12 protein-coding genes are annotated in these 14,080 nt (G+C 65.9%); 4 read left to right on the forward strand and 8 right to left on the reverse strand.

Translation table 11 applies throughout. The features are described from left to right. Positions 1–6: 6 nt before the first annotated feature. The 4 genes from RS83_RS05550 to trxA all read left to right on the forward strand — a co-directional run bounded on the left by RS83_RS05550 (position 7) and on the right by trxA (position 5,274). Complete coding sequence (locus RS83_RS05550) at positions 7–2,190, forward strand: DUF6049 family protein (RefSeq protein ID WP_045278538.1); 2,184 nt, start codon at positions 7–9, stop codon at positions 2,188–2,190. Further along, the gene (gene murJ / locus RS83_RS05555; protein WP_045278539.1) at positions 2,183–3,799 is read left to right on the forward strand and encodes a murein biosynthesis integral membrane protein MurJ; all 1,617 of its coding nucleotides are present in this window, start codon (positions 2,183–2,185) and stop codon (positions 3,797–3,799) included. The genes RS83_RS05550 and murJ overlap by 8 nt, the downstream gene beginning before the upstream one ends. Positions 3,800–3,906: 107 nt before the next feature. After that, positions 3,907–4,881, forward strand: a complete 975-nt coding sequence (gene trxB / locus RS83_RS05560; RefSeq protein WP_045278540.1) for a thioredoxin-disulfide reductase — start codon at positions 3,907–3,909, stop codon at positions 4,879–4,881. A gap of 69 nt (positions 4,882–4,950) precedes the next feature. Further along, complete coding sequence (gene trxA, locus RS83_RS05565; protein ID WP_045278541.1) at positions 4,951–5,274, forward strand: thioredoxin; 324 nt, start codon at positions 4,951–4,953, stop codon at positions 5,272–5,274. Between the two features lie 83 nt (positions 5,275–5,357). On the opposite strand, the gene RS83_RS05570 is transcribed toward trxA, so the two are convergent. From RS83_RS05570 to yidC, 8 genes are all read right to left on the reverse strand, one after another. Then, complete coding sequence (locus tag RS83_RS05570) at positions 5,358–5,885, reverse strand: GrpB family protein (protein ID WP_045278542.1); 528 nt, start codon at positions 5,883–5,885, stop codon at positions 5,358–5,360. Positions 5,886–5,902: 17 nt separating this feature from the next. Beyond that, a complete protein-coding gene (locus tag RS83_RS05575) occupies positions 5,903–6,238 on the reverse strand; it encodes a hypothetical protein (RefSeq protein ID WP_045278543.1) in 336 nt (111 codons plus the stop codon). A 9-nt stretch (positions 6,239–6,247) separates the two neighbouring features. Beyond that, on the reverse strand, positions 6,248–7,696 hold the full coding sequence (locus RS83_RS05580) for a sugar porter family MFS transporter (RefSeq protein WP_045278544.1): 1,449 nt from the start codon (positions 7,694–7,696) through the stop codon (positions 6,248–6,250). An 82-nt stretch (positions 7,697–7,778) separates the two neighbouring features. Continuing rightward, the gene (locus RS83_RS05585) at positions 7,779–8,741 is read right to left on the reverse strand and encodes a ParB/RepB/Spo0J family partition protein (protein WP_082071541.1); all 963 of its coding nucleotides are present in this window, start codon (positions 8,739–8,741) and stop codon (positions 7,779–7,781) included. Continuing rightward, a complete protein-coding gene (locus RS83_RS05590) occupies positions 8,741–9,667 on the reverse strand; it encodes a ParA family protein (protein WP_045278546.1) in 927 nt (308 codons plus the stop codon). Before RS83_RS05590 ends, RS83_RS05585 begins: the two co-directional genes overlap by 1 nt. 2,190 nt (positions 9,668–11,857) lie before the next feature. Beyond that, complete coding sequence (rsmG, locus tag RS83_RS05595) at positions 11,858–12,481, reverse strand: 16S rRNA (guanine(527)-N(7))-methyltransferase RsmG (protein WP_045278547.1); 624 nt, start codon at positions 12,479–12,481, stop codon at positions 11,858–11,860. 33 nt (positions 12,482–12,514) lie between these two features. Then, the gene (locus RS83_RS05600) at positions 12,515–13,012 is read right to left on the reverse strand and encodes a protein jag (RefSeq protein WP_045278548.1); all 498 of its coding nucleotides are present in this window, start codon (positions 13,010–13,012) and stop codon (positions 12,515–12,517) included. Beyond that, complete coding sequence (yidC, locus tag RS83_RS05605; RefSeq protein WP_045278549.1) at positions 13,009–14,079, reverse strand: membrane protein insertase YidC; 1,071 nt, start codon at positions 14,077–14,079, stop codon at positions 13,009–13,011. Before yidC ends, RS83_RS05600 begins: the two co-directional genes overlap by 4 nt. Position 14,080: the final 1 nt, after the last annotated feature.

The raw sequence follows: 14,080 nt of genomic DNA on the forward strand, positions 1-14,080 counted from the left end.
ACCTTCATGACCGCGACCACCCCCGATGACACCGGCTTCCGTCCGCGCCTCCGCAGGCTCGTGCGCAAGACCGTCGTCTTCGCGATCGCACTCGGCGTCAGCGGCATGCTCGCGCCGACGGGCGCATTCGCCGCGACCGAGCCGCCGAACGACAACGAGGGCAAGGTCGAGCTGTACGTCTCCGCCGGTGCCCGCGGCACCGTCACCCTGGGTGCGGCGACGTCGGCGGTCGTCACGGTCCAGAACGAGACGGATGCCGAGGTCTCGCCCGGTCGCGTGCTGGTCGAGCTGAACCGGACACCGCTCGCAGATGATGCGGCGATCACCTCGTGGCTCGATGGCGACGAGGTCGAGGGCACCTTCGCGGCGCTCGGCACCGAATCGACGGAATCGGTGGATGCCGGAGCATCCGGAACCACGACGATCTCGGTGCCGCCGGAGCTGCTCGCCGACCTGGCCCCTGGCGTGTATCCGCTGCGTGCGGGGCTCTCGGGCGCGACCACCGGTGCGGTCGGCTCCGACGACGTCGTGTCGCGCAACGTCTCGGCGACGAGCGTGCTCGTCGTGTCCGCCGGTGAGTCCGCGCAGGTCGCGGTCGTGGTGCCGATCACCGCCACTCCGGCGAACGGCACGCTGCTGACCAGCGAAGAGCTCGCCTCGCTCACCGCCGAGGACGGCGCCCTCACGGCGCAACTCGACGGAGTGACGGGCACGGCCGCGATCCTCGGCATCGATCCCGCGATCGTCGCCGCGATCCGCGTGCTCGGTACGTCGGCCCCGTCCGAGGCCAAGGACTGGCTCGAGCGCCTCGACGAGCTTCCGAACGAACGGTTCGCCCTGCAGTTCGGTGATGCGGATGCCACGGCGCAGGCACAAGCGCAGCTCCCCGCGCTGCTGCAGCCGACCACCCTCAGCACCTTCCTCACCCCCTCGAACTTCCCGAGCACGCCGGCGACGCCGACTCCGGGCACCGAGCCGGCCGACTCCCCCTCCCCGACACCGACACCGTCACCGACGTCCGGGCCGGCACTCCCTGACGACGAAGCACTGTCGGAGATCGCAGGCGCGACCCCGGGCGTCCTGTGGCCGCGCGGTGGGGCCAGCCAGGCCGATCTCGCGATGTTCGCGGGCTACTTCGAGGGGGCCGCGACCACCATCCTCCCGTCGTCCGACACTGCCGGCGCCGCATCAGCGCACGCACTCGCGGGCGACGCCGAGGTCCTCGTCTCCGATGATGAAGCCGCAGGGGCGCTCTCCCTGGCCGCCGGTGAATCCGATTCCAGCGCTCGGCAGCGTCACCTCGCTGCGGCCAGCGCGCACCTGTTCCTCGCAGCGCAGCGCGCACCGGGAGCACCGCTGCTCGTCGGCCTCGAGCGCGACGAGACGCGAACGGCTTCCGCGCTGCGGGATGCGATCTCCACGGCGGACACCCCCGGGTTCTCCCTGTCAGCGCTTCAGGGGCTCCCGACCGCACCCGTGACGGTGACCGGTGCGGCTGATCCTGCATACGCGGCGGCGGTCGGCACGCTCCTCGGTGACGAGCAGACGCTCGGCCAGTTCGCGACGATCCTCAGTGACCCGCAGCTCCTCCTGAGCCTCGAGCGCATCCGCATCATGCGCACCCTCGCCGTCGGCGTCCCGACGGACTCCTTCGCGAAGGCGGTCGCACAGCATCAGAGAAACACCCAGGAGACGCTCGGAGCCGTGAGCATCCCGCCGTCCAGCACGATCCAGCTGCTGACCGCTGCCGCAGATCTGCCCTTCGGTGTCCGCAACGATCTGCCTTGGCCGGTCACGATCCAGCTGTCGGTGGCGCCGACCGACCCGCGTCTCGAGGTGAAGCCGGTCGTCGAGCAGACGGTGCAGGCGAACACCAGCATGCGCATCAAGGTGCCGGTCGAAGCCCGCGTCGGCAGTGGCGAGGTCGGCCTGCGTCTGAAGCTGTCCAGCCCGACCGGGGTGCCCATCGGTGGCACCGAGGTCGTGCGTGTCGCCGTGCGAGCCGAGTGGGAGGGCATCGGGATCGGCGTCTTCGGCGGCATGATCGTGCTGCTGATCGCGCTCGGCGTGGTGCGAACGGTACGTCGTCGCCGCCGCGAGGCGATCGAGAGCCAGTCGGCGCTTGCCGAGGAAGAGGAAGCCGTGCTGTCGAGACCGTTCCCGCCGGAGAGCAAGGACGGGCGTGAGTAGCCTCGGCCGCGCAAGCGCGGTCATCGGTGCCGGCACGCTCGTCTCCCGCATCACCGGGCTGCTGCGCAGCATCGTGCTCGTCGGGGTGATCGGGTCCGTCGCCTCCGAGGCGGCTGACGCCTTCACCTACGCGAACCAGCTGCCGAACAGCGTCTTCTCGCTCATCTCGGTCGGCATCCTCACCGCTGTCATCGTGCCGCAGATCGTGAAGGCCACAGCGGATGCAGATGGCGGCAACGCCTTCATCTCGAAGTTGTTCACCCTCGGCACCGTCGTGCTGGTCGTGGTGACAGCGATCGCGACCGCCGCCGCTCCGTGGCTCGTGCATCTCGCCGCAGGCAAGGCCAACGAGGCCACCCTGGCTCTCGCCACAGCGCTCGCGTACTGGTGCTTGCCGCAGATCCTGCTCTATGGGCTCTACGCGATGCTCGGCGAGGCTCTCAACGCGCGGAGGATCTTCGGGCCGTTCACGTGGGCCCCTGTCGTGAACAACCTCGTGTCGATCGCCGGCTTCCTCACGCTCGGCGCCCTGTTCGCCCCCGTCTCACGCGATGCCACGGACTGGACGCCGCAGATGATCACGGTGCTCGGCGGCACGGCGACGCTGGGCATCGCGCTGCAGGCCGTGGTGCTGCTGGTCTTCTGGCGGCGCACCGGGCTCGCGTTGAAGCCCGACTTCCGCTGGCGCGGGGTCGGACTCGGCAACGTGGGACGGCTCGCCGGCTGGACCTTCCTGATGGCATTCGCGAGCCTCGCCGCCGGGTTCATCCAGGGGTTCATCGTCAGTGAGGTCGCCGGTCTCGGCGCATCCGCGACGGTGACGGCCAACGCCTGGCTGATCTTCATGCTCCCCTACTCCGTCATCGTGCTCTCGATCGGAACGCCGTATTTCACGCAGATCAGTGCGCATGCGGCCGCTGGACGGCACGACGAGGTGCGCGCCGACATCGGCCGCAGCATCCGCACCCTGTTGTTCTTCATGGTCGCGGCGACCGCCGCCGTCGCCGCCGCCGTGCTTCCCGCCTCCCGCGTCTTCACGGATTCGGCCGCTGACGCGCAGGCCGCCGGTCTGGTGCTGATCGGCTATCTCTTCGGACTGATCCCGCTCACGATCCTGTTCATCGTGCAGCGCACCTTCTATGCCTACGACGACACCCGCACCCCGTTCTGGTTCACGATCTTCCAGTGCGTGCTCATCGTGGGAACGGCTCTCGCAGCGCTCGGCCTTCGGGAAGCCGGCATCATCCCCCTCACCTCGCTCGCTGCTGCCGTTGCACTGGGCCAATCGATCGCGAGCATCGTGCAGACGATCGTCGCGACCTGGCTCCTGCACCGCAAGATCGGCGGCCTCCAGGTGAGCTCCTGGATGGCGGCGATCGGGCGCTTCGCGATCGCCGGCATCCCCGCCGGTCTCGCCGGCTGGGGCGTCTTCCTGCTCCTCGGCGGTGTCGACGGATGGACCATGTCGGGTGCGGTGCAGGGCGCGATCGGCACCGCGATCGTCGGTCTCGCCGTCGTCGTCGTGTACCTCGCCATCCTCGCGCTCCTGCGGGCCCCTGAGCTCAAGGTCGCCGGCTCGCTGGTCCGTCGGTTCCTTCCCGGTCGCTGAGCCCATCCCCAGTCCGCGGTGCGACCCTGGTGAGGGAATGCCCCGCGGTTACCATGGGTTGAAGCAGTCGAAGGTCATTCGACCGCAGTTTCACAGACGGAGAGCACATGCGTCAGGTCATCATCATCGGCTCCGGCCCCGCCGGATTCACGGCTGCCATCTACGCGGCCAGAGCGAACCTCAAGCCGCTGCTCATCGCGAGCTCGGTCGAAGTCGGCGGCGAGCTGATGAACACCACCGAGGTCGAGAACTACCCCGGCTTCCCCGACGGCATCCAGGGCCCTGAGCTCATGGCCAAGTTCCAGGAGCAGGCTGAGAAGTTCGGCACGGAGGTCGTCTACGACGACGTCACCGATCTCGACATCGCCGGCCCCGTCAAGAAGGTCACCCTCGGCAGCGGTACCGTGCACGAGACGCAGACGCTGATCTACGCGACCGGCTCGGCATACCGCAAGCTCGGCGTCACCGGCGAAGAGCGCCTCTCCGGCTACGGCGTCTCGTGGTGCGCGACCTGCGACGGCTTCTTCTTCCGCGAGAAGACGATCGCCGTCGTCGGCGGCGGCGACTCCGCGATGGAAGAGGCCACGTTCCTCACCCGGTTCGCCTCGAAGGTCTACGTCATCCACCGCAAGGACTCCCTGCGCGCGTCGAAGATCATGCAGGAGCGTGCTTTCGCGAACGAGAAGATCGAGTTCATCTGGAACAGCGAGGTCGCGGAGATCCTCGGCGAGACCGCCGTCAACGGCGTCCAGCTGCGCTCCACGGTCGACGGCACGCTGCGCGACCTTCCGCTCGACGGCCTGTTCGTCGCGATCGGCAACGACCCGCGCACGCACCTCGTGCACGAGAAGCTGCAGCTGACCTCCGAGGGCACGATCTGGGTCGACGGACGCTCGTCGGTCACCTCGGTGCCCGGCGTGTTCGCCGCCGGTGACGTGATCGACCCCCACTACCGTCAGGCCATCACGGCTGCCGGTTCGGGTACGGTCGCGGCCCTCGACGCCGAGCACTTCCTCGCCGACCTGGAAGACATGTCGGTCGAGGTCCCCGCTGCAGAGGCCGCAGAGATCATCACCGCCTGACCGGCGGTGGGAACACATTTCCCTCGTCCGCTGTTATAGCTGACGAACCTCGAATCAAGGAGAACTCTGATGAGTGCAAAGGCTACGAGCCAGGCGACCTGGGAGCAGGACGTACTGCAGGCCGACGGTCCCGTGCTGGTGGACTTCTGGGCGGAATGGTGCGGCCCGTGTCGCATGGTCGCCCCGGTGCTGGACGAGATCCAGTCGGACAACCCCGACAAGATCACGATCCTCAAGCTCAACGTCGACGAGAACCCTGAGCTCGCCATGAAGTACCAGATCACGTCGATCCCGGCGATGAAGGTGTTCCACGGCGGTGAGGTCAAGACGACCATCATCGGCGCCAAGCCGAAGTTCGCCCTCGAGAAGGACCTCGCCGACTTCATCGGCTGATCCCCCTCACGCGAATCGGGCCGTCGTCTCTCCTCCGGGAGGCGGCGGCCCTTCGTCGTGCACGGCGCGTCCCGCCCGTCAGCTCACTTGTCGGAGACGTCGACCGAGGGCAGTCCCCGCGCCTGGCGAGCGCGATCCACGATGTCCTGGATCACCGGCGTCTTGGCGGCGTTGTACGTCGATGTCCCACGCGCCGCAGCGGCCACCGCGTCACACTTCGCATGCGTGTACCGCTCGGCGTCCTCGGGGTGCGCCAGGAGCCAGTCGCGCAGGATCCGCTGGTTCACGGCCTCCCACGCAGACGCCGTGAAGAAGTGCGCGATCCGGGTCCGAATGCCGTGCTCCTCGAACACCATGACCGGATGGCTGCGCACACCACTGCCGACCCGCCACCCGATCGCCTCCAGTGCCCCTCGATGAGCGTCGACGTCACCGGCATCCTCGATCCGTACCGCGAGGTCGATGATCGGCTTCGCGCGCATCCCTGGGACCGCGGTGGAGCCGATGTGCTCGATCACCCAGTCGGGGTCGCCGTGCGCCCGCAGCTCCGCCGCGATCACCTCGAAACGCTCCGGCCACGTCGGGTCGTACGACACGAGCTGTCGGGGCATGATCGGCGAGCGAGCGGTCAGGACGCGTCGGCGACGGTCGGATCCCAGCGTCGGTGGCGCTGTTTCTCGTCGAGCAGCCCCCAGACCGCCGGGGTGAGTTCGGGGTACTCCAGGGCGATCTGGCGCAGCACGCGGTAGTGACGGGCCTCGTTCGGGCGTACGCCGTCGTTCGCGGTGATGTTGTCGGCGCGCAACAGGTAGACGACGAGCTCGTCGACGCTCGGCAACTCCTCCATGAACTCCCAGGGGTCCTCCCCACCGAGGAGGCGCTCCTGCACGATCACCGCGAGTTCGTCAGCCGCTTCGGCTCGCAGCACTTCCAGGCTGGCGCGACGGGGGACGGACTCGGTCATGCTTCCAGCCTACGCGCGACTCCGACGTGGTCGGCGCTCGACCTTGGTGTCCTCCTGCATCTCCTCGAGCTCCTTGCCCTTGGTCTCCGCGACCTTGAAGTACACGAAGAAGAACGACAGCAGTGCGAAGAAGGCGTAGAAGCCGTAGGCGAACGGCAGGCCGATCGCAGAGAAGGCGGGGAACGTCGTCGAGATGAAGAAGTTCGCGACCCACTGGGCGGCCGCAGCCACGGCAAGAGCGCCGGCGCGGATGGAGTTCGGGAACATCTCCCCCAGCAGCACCCAGACCAGCGGCCCCCAGGTGGCACCGAAGAACACGACGAAACCGTTCGCGCAGATGAGTGCGACGGTCGCCCACGGATCCGGCAGTGTCACCGCGCCCGCAGCGTCGAGTGTGCCGAAGGAGAACGCGAGCGCCATCAGACCGAGCGTCAGCGTCATACCGACGGAGCCCACGAGGAGCATGATCCGACGGCCGACCCTGTCGACGAGGAGGATCGCCACGATGGTCACCACGATGTTCGTCACGGAGGTGATCACGGTGATCAGGAGGGCTTCGGACTCCCCGAATCCGACCGACTGCCACAGCGTGGTCGAGTAGTAGAAGATCACGTTGATGCCGACGAACTGCTGGAAGACCGAGAGCAGGATGCCGACCCAGACGATCGGCTTCAGGCCGAGACGGTTGCCGCGCAGGTCGCGCAGCGACTCGGTGCGCTCGGTGTTGAGCGTGCCGGTGATCTCATCGATCTTCGCCTTCACGTCGACGGCACCGGTGACGGTCGTCAGCACCTCCGTCGCCCTGTCGATCTGCCCCTTCGCCACCAGGTATCGGGGCGATTCCGGCAGCCGCAGCGACATGACGCCGTAGACGATCGAGGGAACCGCTCCGGCGATGAACATCCAGCGCCAGGCATCCAGACCCCACAGGGGCTCGGCCGCTCCCCCGGCGACGTTGGCGAGCATCGCGTCCGACAGCAGGGCGATGAAGATACCGGTGACGATCGCGAGCTGCTGCAGCGATCCCAACCTTCCGCGCACGTGCGCCGGTGACACCTCGGCGATGTATGCAGGGGCGATGACGGATGCCGCACCGACACCGAGTCCGCCGACGACCCGCCAGATGATCAGATCGACGACCCCGAAGGAGAAGCCGGATCCGAGCGAGGAGAGCAGGAACAGCACGGCGGCGACGACCATGACGGGGATTCGGCCGAAGCGGTTCGCCAGCGGACCTGCGAACCAGGCGCCGACGGCGCAGCCGATCAGCGCCGACGACACCGCGAAGCCCTTGAGGCCGACCCCGAGGTCGAAGCCCGACTGGGTGCCGGCCAGGGCGTCGACAGCGCCGTTGATCACGGCGGTGTCGAACCCGAACAGGAAGCCGCCGAGAGCGGCAGCGATACTGACCGCGATGACGCGACCTCGTATGGGTGAACCAGGCTGTGTGCGCGACATTGTGCCCCTCCTCGACATCATCTGACGCGAGTCTAAGCCTGTCGATCCCGTCTCTGTGGATCAGTCGCGGCCTGGGGACGGATCAGCTCCGACCGTAGCTCTCCTCGCCCAGTTCCTCGAGAATTCGGTTGAGATCCTGGATGGATGCGAAATCGATGGTGACCTGGCCTTTGCGAGCACCCAGAGCGATCTTCACACGGGTGTTGAGTCGGTCGCCGAGCTTGCCGGCGACCTCGTCGAGATAGGCGCGGCGCGCGCCGGGCGTCGCCTTGGGCGTCTTCGCACCGGCAGAGGGCAGGTTCTTCGCGGCTTCCTCGGTCGCGCGAACGGAGAGATCCTCGTTCACGACCTTGTCAGCGAGGCGCTGCATGGCCTCCGGGGAATCGAGACTGAGGATCGCTCGCGCGTGGCCCGCCGTGAGCACGCCGGCTGCGACGCGCTGCTGCACGGGCACCGGCAGCTTGAGCAGACGGATCGTGTTGCTGATCTGCGGCCGCGAGCGTCCGATGCGGGTCGCCAGCTCCTCCTGCGTGATGCCGAAGTCCTCGAGCAGCTGCTGGTAGGCGGATGCCTCTTCCAGCGGGTTGAGCTCAGAGCGGTGCAGGTTCTCGAGCAGCGCGTCACGGAGCAGGTCCTCGTCGGCGGTCTCGCGGACAATCACGGGGATCGTCTCGAGTCCGGCCTCACGGGCAGCGCGCGTACGCCGCTCGCCCATGATCAGCTCGTACTCGCCCTCACCGTTCTTGCGGACGACGACAGGCTGCAGCACACCGAACTCACGGACGCTGTGCACCAGCTCCGCGAGGTCTTCCGGGTTGAAGTGCGTACGCGGCTGGCGCGGGTTCGGGACGATCGAGTTCGGGTCCACCTGCACGAGGTGGATGCCGGGGACTGCGGCGAGATCGGCTGCCGGCTCCGGCGCTGTGGTCTCGGATGCCGGACGCAGGCTCGCTCCGGGGAAGAACACGTCGACCGGCCGCTCAGCCTGGTCTGCGGTGGGGATGAGAGCGCCGATTCCACGGCCCAATCCAGTGCGCTTCGCCATCATTTCTCCTTGCTCTGCGCCGCTGCACGCGACGCGATCTCGACAGCTGCTTCGCGGTAGGCGATCGCGCCGGCGGATTGCCCATCGTAGGCGATCACGGTCTGTCCGAAACTCGGTGCCTCCGACACCCGCACGGAGCGCGGGATGACGGTCTCGAGCACCTGGGTCGGGAAGTGGGTGCGCACCTCATCCGCCACCTGCTGCGCCAGGCGTGTACGCCCGTCGAACATCGTCAGCAGGATCGTGGAGAGGTGGAGTTTGGGGTTCAGATGCTTCTGGATCATCTGGATGCTGCCGAGCAGCTGGCTCAGTCCCTCGAGTGCGTAGTACTCGCACTGGATCGGGATGAAGACTTCGGATGCAGCGGTGAACGCGTTGATCGTCAGCAGGCCGAGCGACGGCGGGCAGTCGATGATGACGAAGTCGACGGGGTTGTCTTCGAGGTACTCCTCGAGCGCACGACGCAGACGGTGCTCACGTGCGACCTGGCTGACCAGCTCGATCTCTGCACCGGCCAGGTGAATCGTGCTGGGGGCGCACAGAAGGTTCGGATTCTCTGGGCTCTCCTGCACGATGTCAGCCAGAGAGGTGTCGTTGATCAGCACGTCGTACACGCTCGGCGTGTCCGCACTGTGGGGCACGCCGAGCGCGGTGGATGCATTGCCCTGGGGATCGAGGTCGATCACCAGCACCTTCGCCCCGAGGCCGGCAAGAGCGGCGGCGGTGTTCACGGCGGTCGTGGTCTTCCCCACGCCACCCTTCTGATTCGACACTGTCAGCACGCGGGTCTCCCCGCTGAACTCCACCTTCGTGGATTCCAGAGTGCGTCGGCGAGCCGAGAGGTCTGCGAGTTCCCGCGCGAGCGGTGTATCCATACCGAACGATTCGTTCGAGGATGCCTTTTCGGACTGTTTCACGTGAAACATCCACTCCTTTCGGGGCCGCGTTCCACTCTAATCGCTGGGGTGGACGTTCACTCACACCACCCGCGCGAATCCCCCGTGGATGGGTCGCTGAGCCTGCCGCGCACAACCGCCCCTCCCTTCGCCCGCCCTCCTCCATCTGGGTCGCTGAACCTGTCGAAGCGCCAGTCGCGAGCGCATCGTCCCTCCCCCAGCCTCCCCCGGCTGGGTCGCTGAGCCTCTCGAAGCGCCAACCGCGAGCGCTCCAGCCCGCCCCCAGCTGGGTCGCTGAGCTTGTCGAAGCGCCTATCGTCTGGCGCTTCCCTACCCAAGGATGATTCGATCTTCAATGCATCCACACTCCAGCGCATCACCGGGACACGCGTGCACAGTGAAACCGCGTCCGACTTGGCGCCCAATTGCCGTAGCCAGAGCCAGGACGACCGATGACTGCACGCTCGAGCCATACGCGGGCGGGTCGCCGAGCGCACCGAGGCCAACAAAACGACGACGGAATCGAGATGTTTCACGTGAAACGCGTGGTGGCCGGCTGCTTTGATGAGCGCCCACGCTCGCCGTCGACCGGTTCAGCCAATAACTCCGTAGCGCCACACACGCCTGGCACATCGAAGCGGCGACGACGGAACAGACCTGCCGTAAGCACAGTCCAACCAGGTGGGTCGCTGAGCTTGTCGAAGCGCCGAACTGATCACTGTCCAGCGGTCCATACCCAACCCAACGCTCGGGAAGTCACGAGCACCGTCAATCGACATCTCAGCTGAGACCCCAGGGTGCGACCGCCGGGCCCCGCACCGCCACTGAGCGAGCATCCATAACGACGAACCCGTGGGTCGCTGAGCCTGTCGAAGCGTCGTGCGCACCCACAGTCTGTCGTGTTTCACGTGAACGCTCGAGACTCCCCGATTCTCTTGAACGATGACCATGTCGCCGCCCGTGTCGAGCGTCACGGCAGAGCACTGCTCGCCTCGAAGGCGTCGAAGACAGCAACAATGGCAGCGGTAGATCAAGGCATCAGCCATCGAGTCGTCCGCTGAGCTTGCAGAAACGCAACAAAGAACCGAAATCGCGAGCCGTTTTACGTGAAACCTCTGGCACTCCCCTACCCGAGAAAACATCGCTATTTGAGCGCACTTCCGGCGAGATGGCCGACACCCAGCGGCCCAGCATCGTGCACATCGAAGGACTTCCATGGCAGCAAACCACATACTGCCTTTCGCGGTACGTACATGGACGGCTTGGGGCTCAGAGACTCTCACTTCCATCCGTGTTGCCCTGACCGTGCGGCTTCCTCCCCCGGCATCGATGTGCCGCTGCCGGCGCAGCGGAACGGCTGTTTCGAGTCGAAGGCAGGTGGCGGCTGATGTTTCACGTGAAACGTAGCCGATTGTGAGGCGCCCGGCGCTTCGACAGGCTCAGCGACCCAGTTGAGGGAATCTACGTCATCTCGGAGCAATGACAATTCTCGAGCCGCGACTCTACCCCCGCATCCGAGGACACTCGGGCCGGCTGAGAGCACGCACCCGCCGTGAAGAATCTGATGTTTCACGTGAACGTAGGCCATAGTGAGGCGTAGGGAGCTTCGACAGGCTCAGCGACCCAAGTATCTCGGAGCATTGACGGTTCTCGAACCGAGCGATCCTATTCACGCATCCGAAGACACGCAGGCCGGCTGAGAGCACCCACTCTCCGCGAAGAGCCTGATGTTTCACGTGAAACGTCGGGGCGGTTGTGAGGCGTGCGACGCTTCGACAAGCTCAGCGACCCAGTTGAGAGTATTTACGTCGCTCCGGGGCATTGATGTTCATCGACGACGGTACCCCCAGGTCGTGACGATGGCCGCGCGTGAGTGCATCTATGAACGACCACGAAGGTGATGTTCCACGTGAAACATCACTTTGTCGGTCGGATCGACGCTTCGACAGGCTCAGCGACCCACGTAGGAGCGAGTCGCGCGATTCTCGCGTCCCGCGTCAGCAACCAAGGGTCCACCCGGACCCGGGGATTCCAAGCTCATATATGAGAACCCCGGGCCGGACGCTCGCACGGGCCTGACTGGTGAGGTGTTTCACGTGAAACATCACTCGATTGTCGGCGGGTTCGGCGCTTCGACAGGCTCAGCGACCCAGTTCGGAGCACACACCTCTGCGCCCGAGCGCATCGGACGAGACCGCGATGTTTCACGTGAAACACCTACTACCGGACAACCGCCCGCACAACGCGAGTCGTCTCAGCGAGAACGCCTTCACCGAGAACCTCGACGCGGACATCCGTCAGCTTGAATTTCTTGATCTGCTTCTGCGCAGCATCGATCTCGTTCGCTGCGTTCATCCCCTTGAGTACTGTGATCTCGCCACCGTCCCGCACCAACGGCGCGGTGAGGGGGATCAAGGTCCGAAGAGCACTCACCGCGCGGGCAGTGACGACATCGAACCCCTTCGGGCGACCGACGTCCTCAGCGCGCGCCCGCACGATCTCGACGTTGTCGAGCGCGAGTGCATCAACCTGCTCTGTGAGCCAGTTGACCCGACGCTCCATCGGTTCGATCAACGTCCAGTGCACGTCGGGGCGAGCGATCGCGAGGACCACACCAGGGAGGCCGGCGCCGGAACCGATATCCGCAACCGACCCGTGGAAGAGTGGAGCGGCAATGACACTGTTCAGGATGTGTCGCGTCCAGAGCCTCGGGAGTTCGATCGGGCCGATGAGCCCGCGCTCCTCCCCCTGCTGCGCGAGGGCATCCGTGAACGCACGCGCGACATCGATGCGATCCCCGAACAGTTCCGCTGCGACGGGAGGCTCGACCTCGACGTCACTCATTGGAGCATCCGACGCAATGTTTCACGTGAAACATCAACGACGGCGAAGAACCGTGTGGCGGTCTGCACCCTCGCCATAAGACTCGGAGACGAGTCCGCGCTCGGAAGCGATGTCATGCACCAGCTTGCGCTCGTAGCTCGACATGGCGGGCAGTGCTGCCTGCGACGCGCCCTCGTCGAGCTTGACGCCGGCAGCATCCACCAGCTTCTCCAGCTGACGACGGCGCGCATCACGCGATCCACCGATGTCGAGAATCAGACGCGAGAACGCGCCGGTCTTGTTCTGCACCGCGAGGCGGGTCAGTTCTTGCAGCGCCTGCACGGTGTCAGGTGCGGAGAGCAGCGCGAGGCCGTCATCCTCAGCCTCGACCGACACGTAGGCACGGCCCTGACGCACGTCGAGGTTGAGGTCGCCATCGATGTCTGCGATGTCGAGGAGCTCCTCGAGGTAGTCCGCCGCGACATCGCCCTCGTTCTCGAGCTGAGCAACGGTGGGCTCGTCGTTCGTGGTGGTGGTGACGCTGTCGGTCATGACGCGCTGCCCTTCTTCTTCGCACGCTTCTTGCCAACCGGCTGCTGACGCTTGGGGGCTTCTGCCTTGGCCTTCTCGGCCTCAGCGAGCAGACGCTGCTGCTCTGCCTCGTACGCGGCCATCGGGATGATCTTGCCCGAGGAATCGATCGCCTTGCCCTTGCGCGCCAGTCGCTCTTCACGAGCCTTGGCTGCTTCGGATCCGGGCGTCGGCATCTCGCGGATGACGAGGAACTGCTGACCCATGGTCCAGAGGTTCGAGATGAACCAGTAGACGACGACGCCGAGCGGGAAGAAGACACCGGAGAAGATGAAGCCCAGCGGCAGGATGTAGAGCATGATCTTCTGCATCTGGTACGCCTGGCCGGTCTTGGCCTCAGGCGACAGGTTCTTCGAGATGATCTGCAGCTGAGTGAAGAACTGCGAGCCGATCATCAGCACGACGAGCGTCACCAGGATGACGATCGCCGTCGTGTTGCCCGTGTCGACGGCGTTGCCCAGGGTCTCGTGGAGTGAGGCGACGTCGAACAGCTTGGCGTCGTAGAACTCCTTGGTGAGCTCGGGGCTCATGAAGCCCACGCCACCGATTCCAGCCTCTGCATGCTTCTTCACATCGCTGAGCACACTGAACAGGGAGAAGAAGATCGGCATCTGCACCAGGAGCGGTAGACAGCTCGACATCGGCGTCGTGCCGTGCTTCTTGTACAGGCCCATGGTCTCGCGGCTCATCGCCTCACGAGAGAGCTGATCCTTCTTGCCGCGGTACTTCTCCTGAACTTTTCGCAGTTCAGGGGCGATTTCCATCATCTTTCGCTGGCTCTTGATCTGCTTCACGAACAGCGGGATCAGCGCAGCGCGGACCACGATGACGAGACCGACGATCGAGAGGACCCAGGTGAGACCTGACGCGGCGGGCATGCCCACCGTGGTGAGCAGCCAGTGCCAGGCGACGAGCACGAGCTCGACGACCCACTTCAGCGGCCAGAGGATGGTTCCGATCAGATCGAAACCACCGGAAGACGGGGCCGGCGACGGTGTGACGCTGGCGAGCAGGAGATCAAGGCCCACC

The sequence above is a fragment of the Microbacterium oxydans genome (genome assembly GCF_000956525.1).
Lineage (GTDB): Bacteria > Actinomycetota > Actinomycetes > Actinomycetales > Microbacteriaceae > Microbacterium > Microbacterium oxydans_A.

Bases quoted from the DNA above. Each gene is read 5' to 3' on its own strand.
- RS83_RS05550 (WP_045278538.1), top strand. From the start codon at position 7: ATGACCGCGACCACCCCCGATGACACCGGCTTCCGTCCGCGCCTCCGC.
- trxB (WP_045278540.1), top strand. From the start codon at position 3,907: ATGCGTCAGGTCATCATCATCGGCTCCGGCCCCGCCGGATTCACGGCT.
- trxA (WP_045278541.1), top strand. From the start codon at position 4,951: ATGAGTGCAAAGGCTACGAGCCAGGCGACCTGGGAGCAGGACGTACTG.
- RS83_RS05570 (WP_045278542.1), bottom strand. From the start codon at position 5,885: ATGCCCCGACAGCTCGTGTCGTACGACCCGACGTGGCCGGAGCGTTTC.
- RS83_RS05575 (WP_045278543.1), bottom strand. From the start codon at position 6,238: ATGACCGAGTCCGTCCCCCGTCGCGCCAGCCTGGAAGTGCTGCGAGCC.
- RS83_RS05580 (WP_045278544.1), bottom strand. From the start codon at position 7,696: ATGTCGCGCACACAGCCTGGTTCACCCATACGAGGTCGCGTCATCGCG.
- RS83_RS05585 (WP_082071541.1), bottom strand. From the start codon at position 8,741: ATGGCGAAGCGCACTGGATTGGGCCGTGGAATCGGCGCTCTCATCCCC.
- RS83_RS05590 (WP_045278546.1), bottom strand. From the start codon at position 9,667: ATGTTTCACGTGAAACAGTCCGAAAAGGCATCCTCGAACGAATCGTTC.
- rsmG (WP_045278547.1), bottom strand. From the start codon at position 12,481: ATGAGTGACGTCGAGGTCGAGCCTCCCGTCGCAGCGGAACTGTTCGGG.
- RS83_RS05600 (WP_045278548.1), bottom strand. From the start codon at position 13,012: ATGACCGACAGCGTCACCACCACCACGAACGACGAGCCCACCGTTGCT.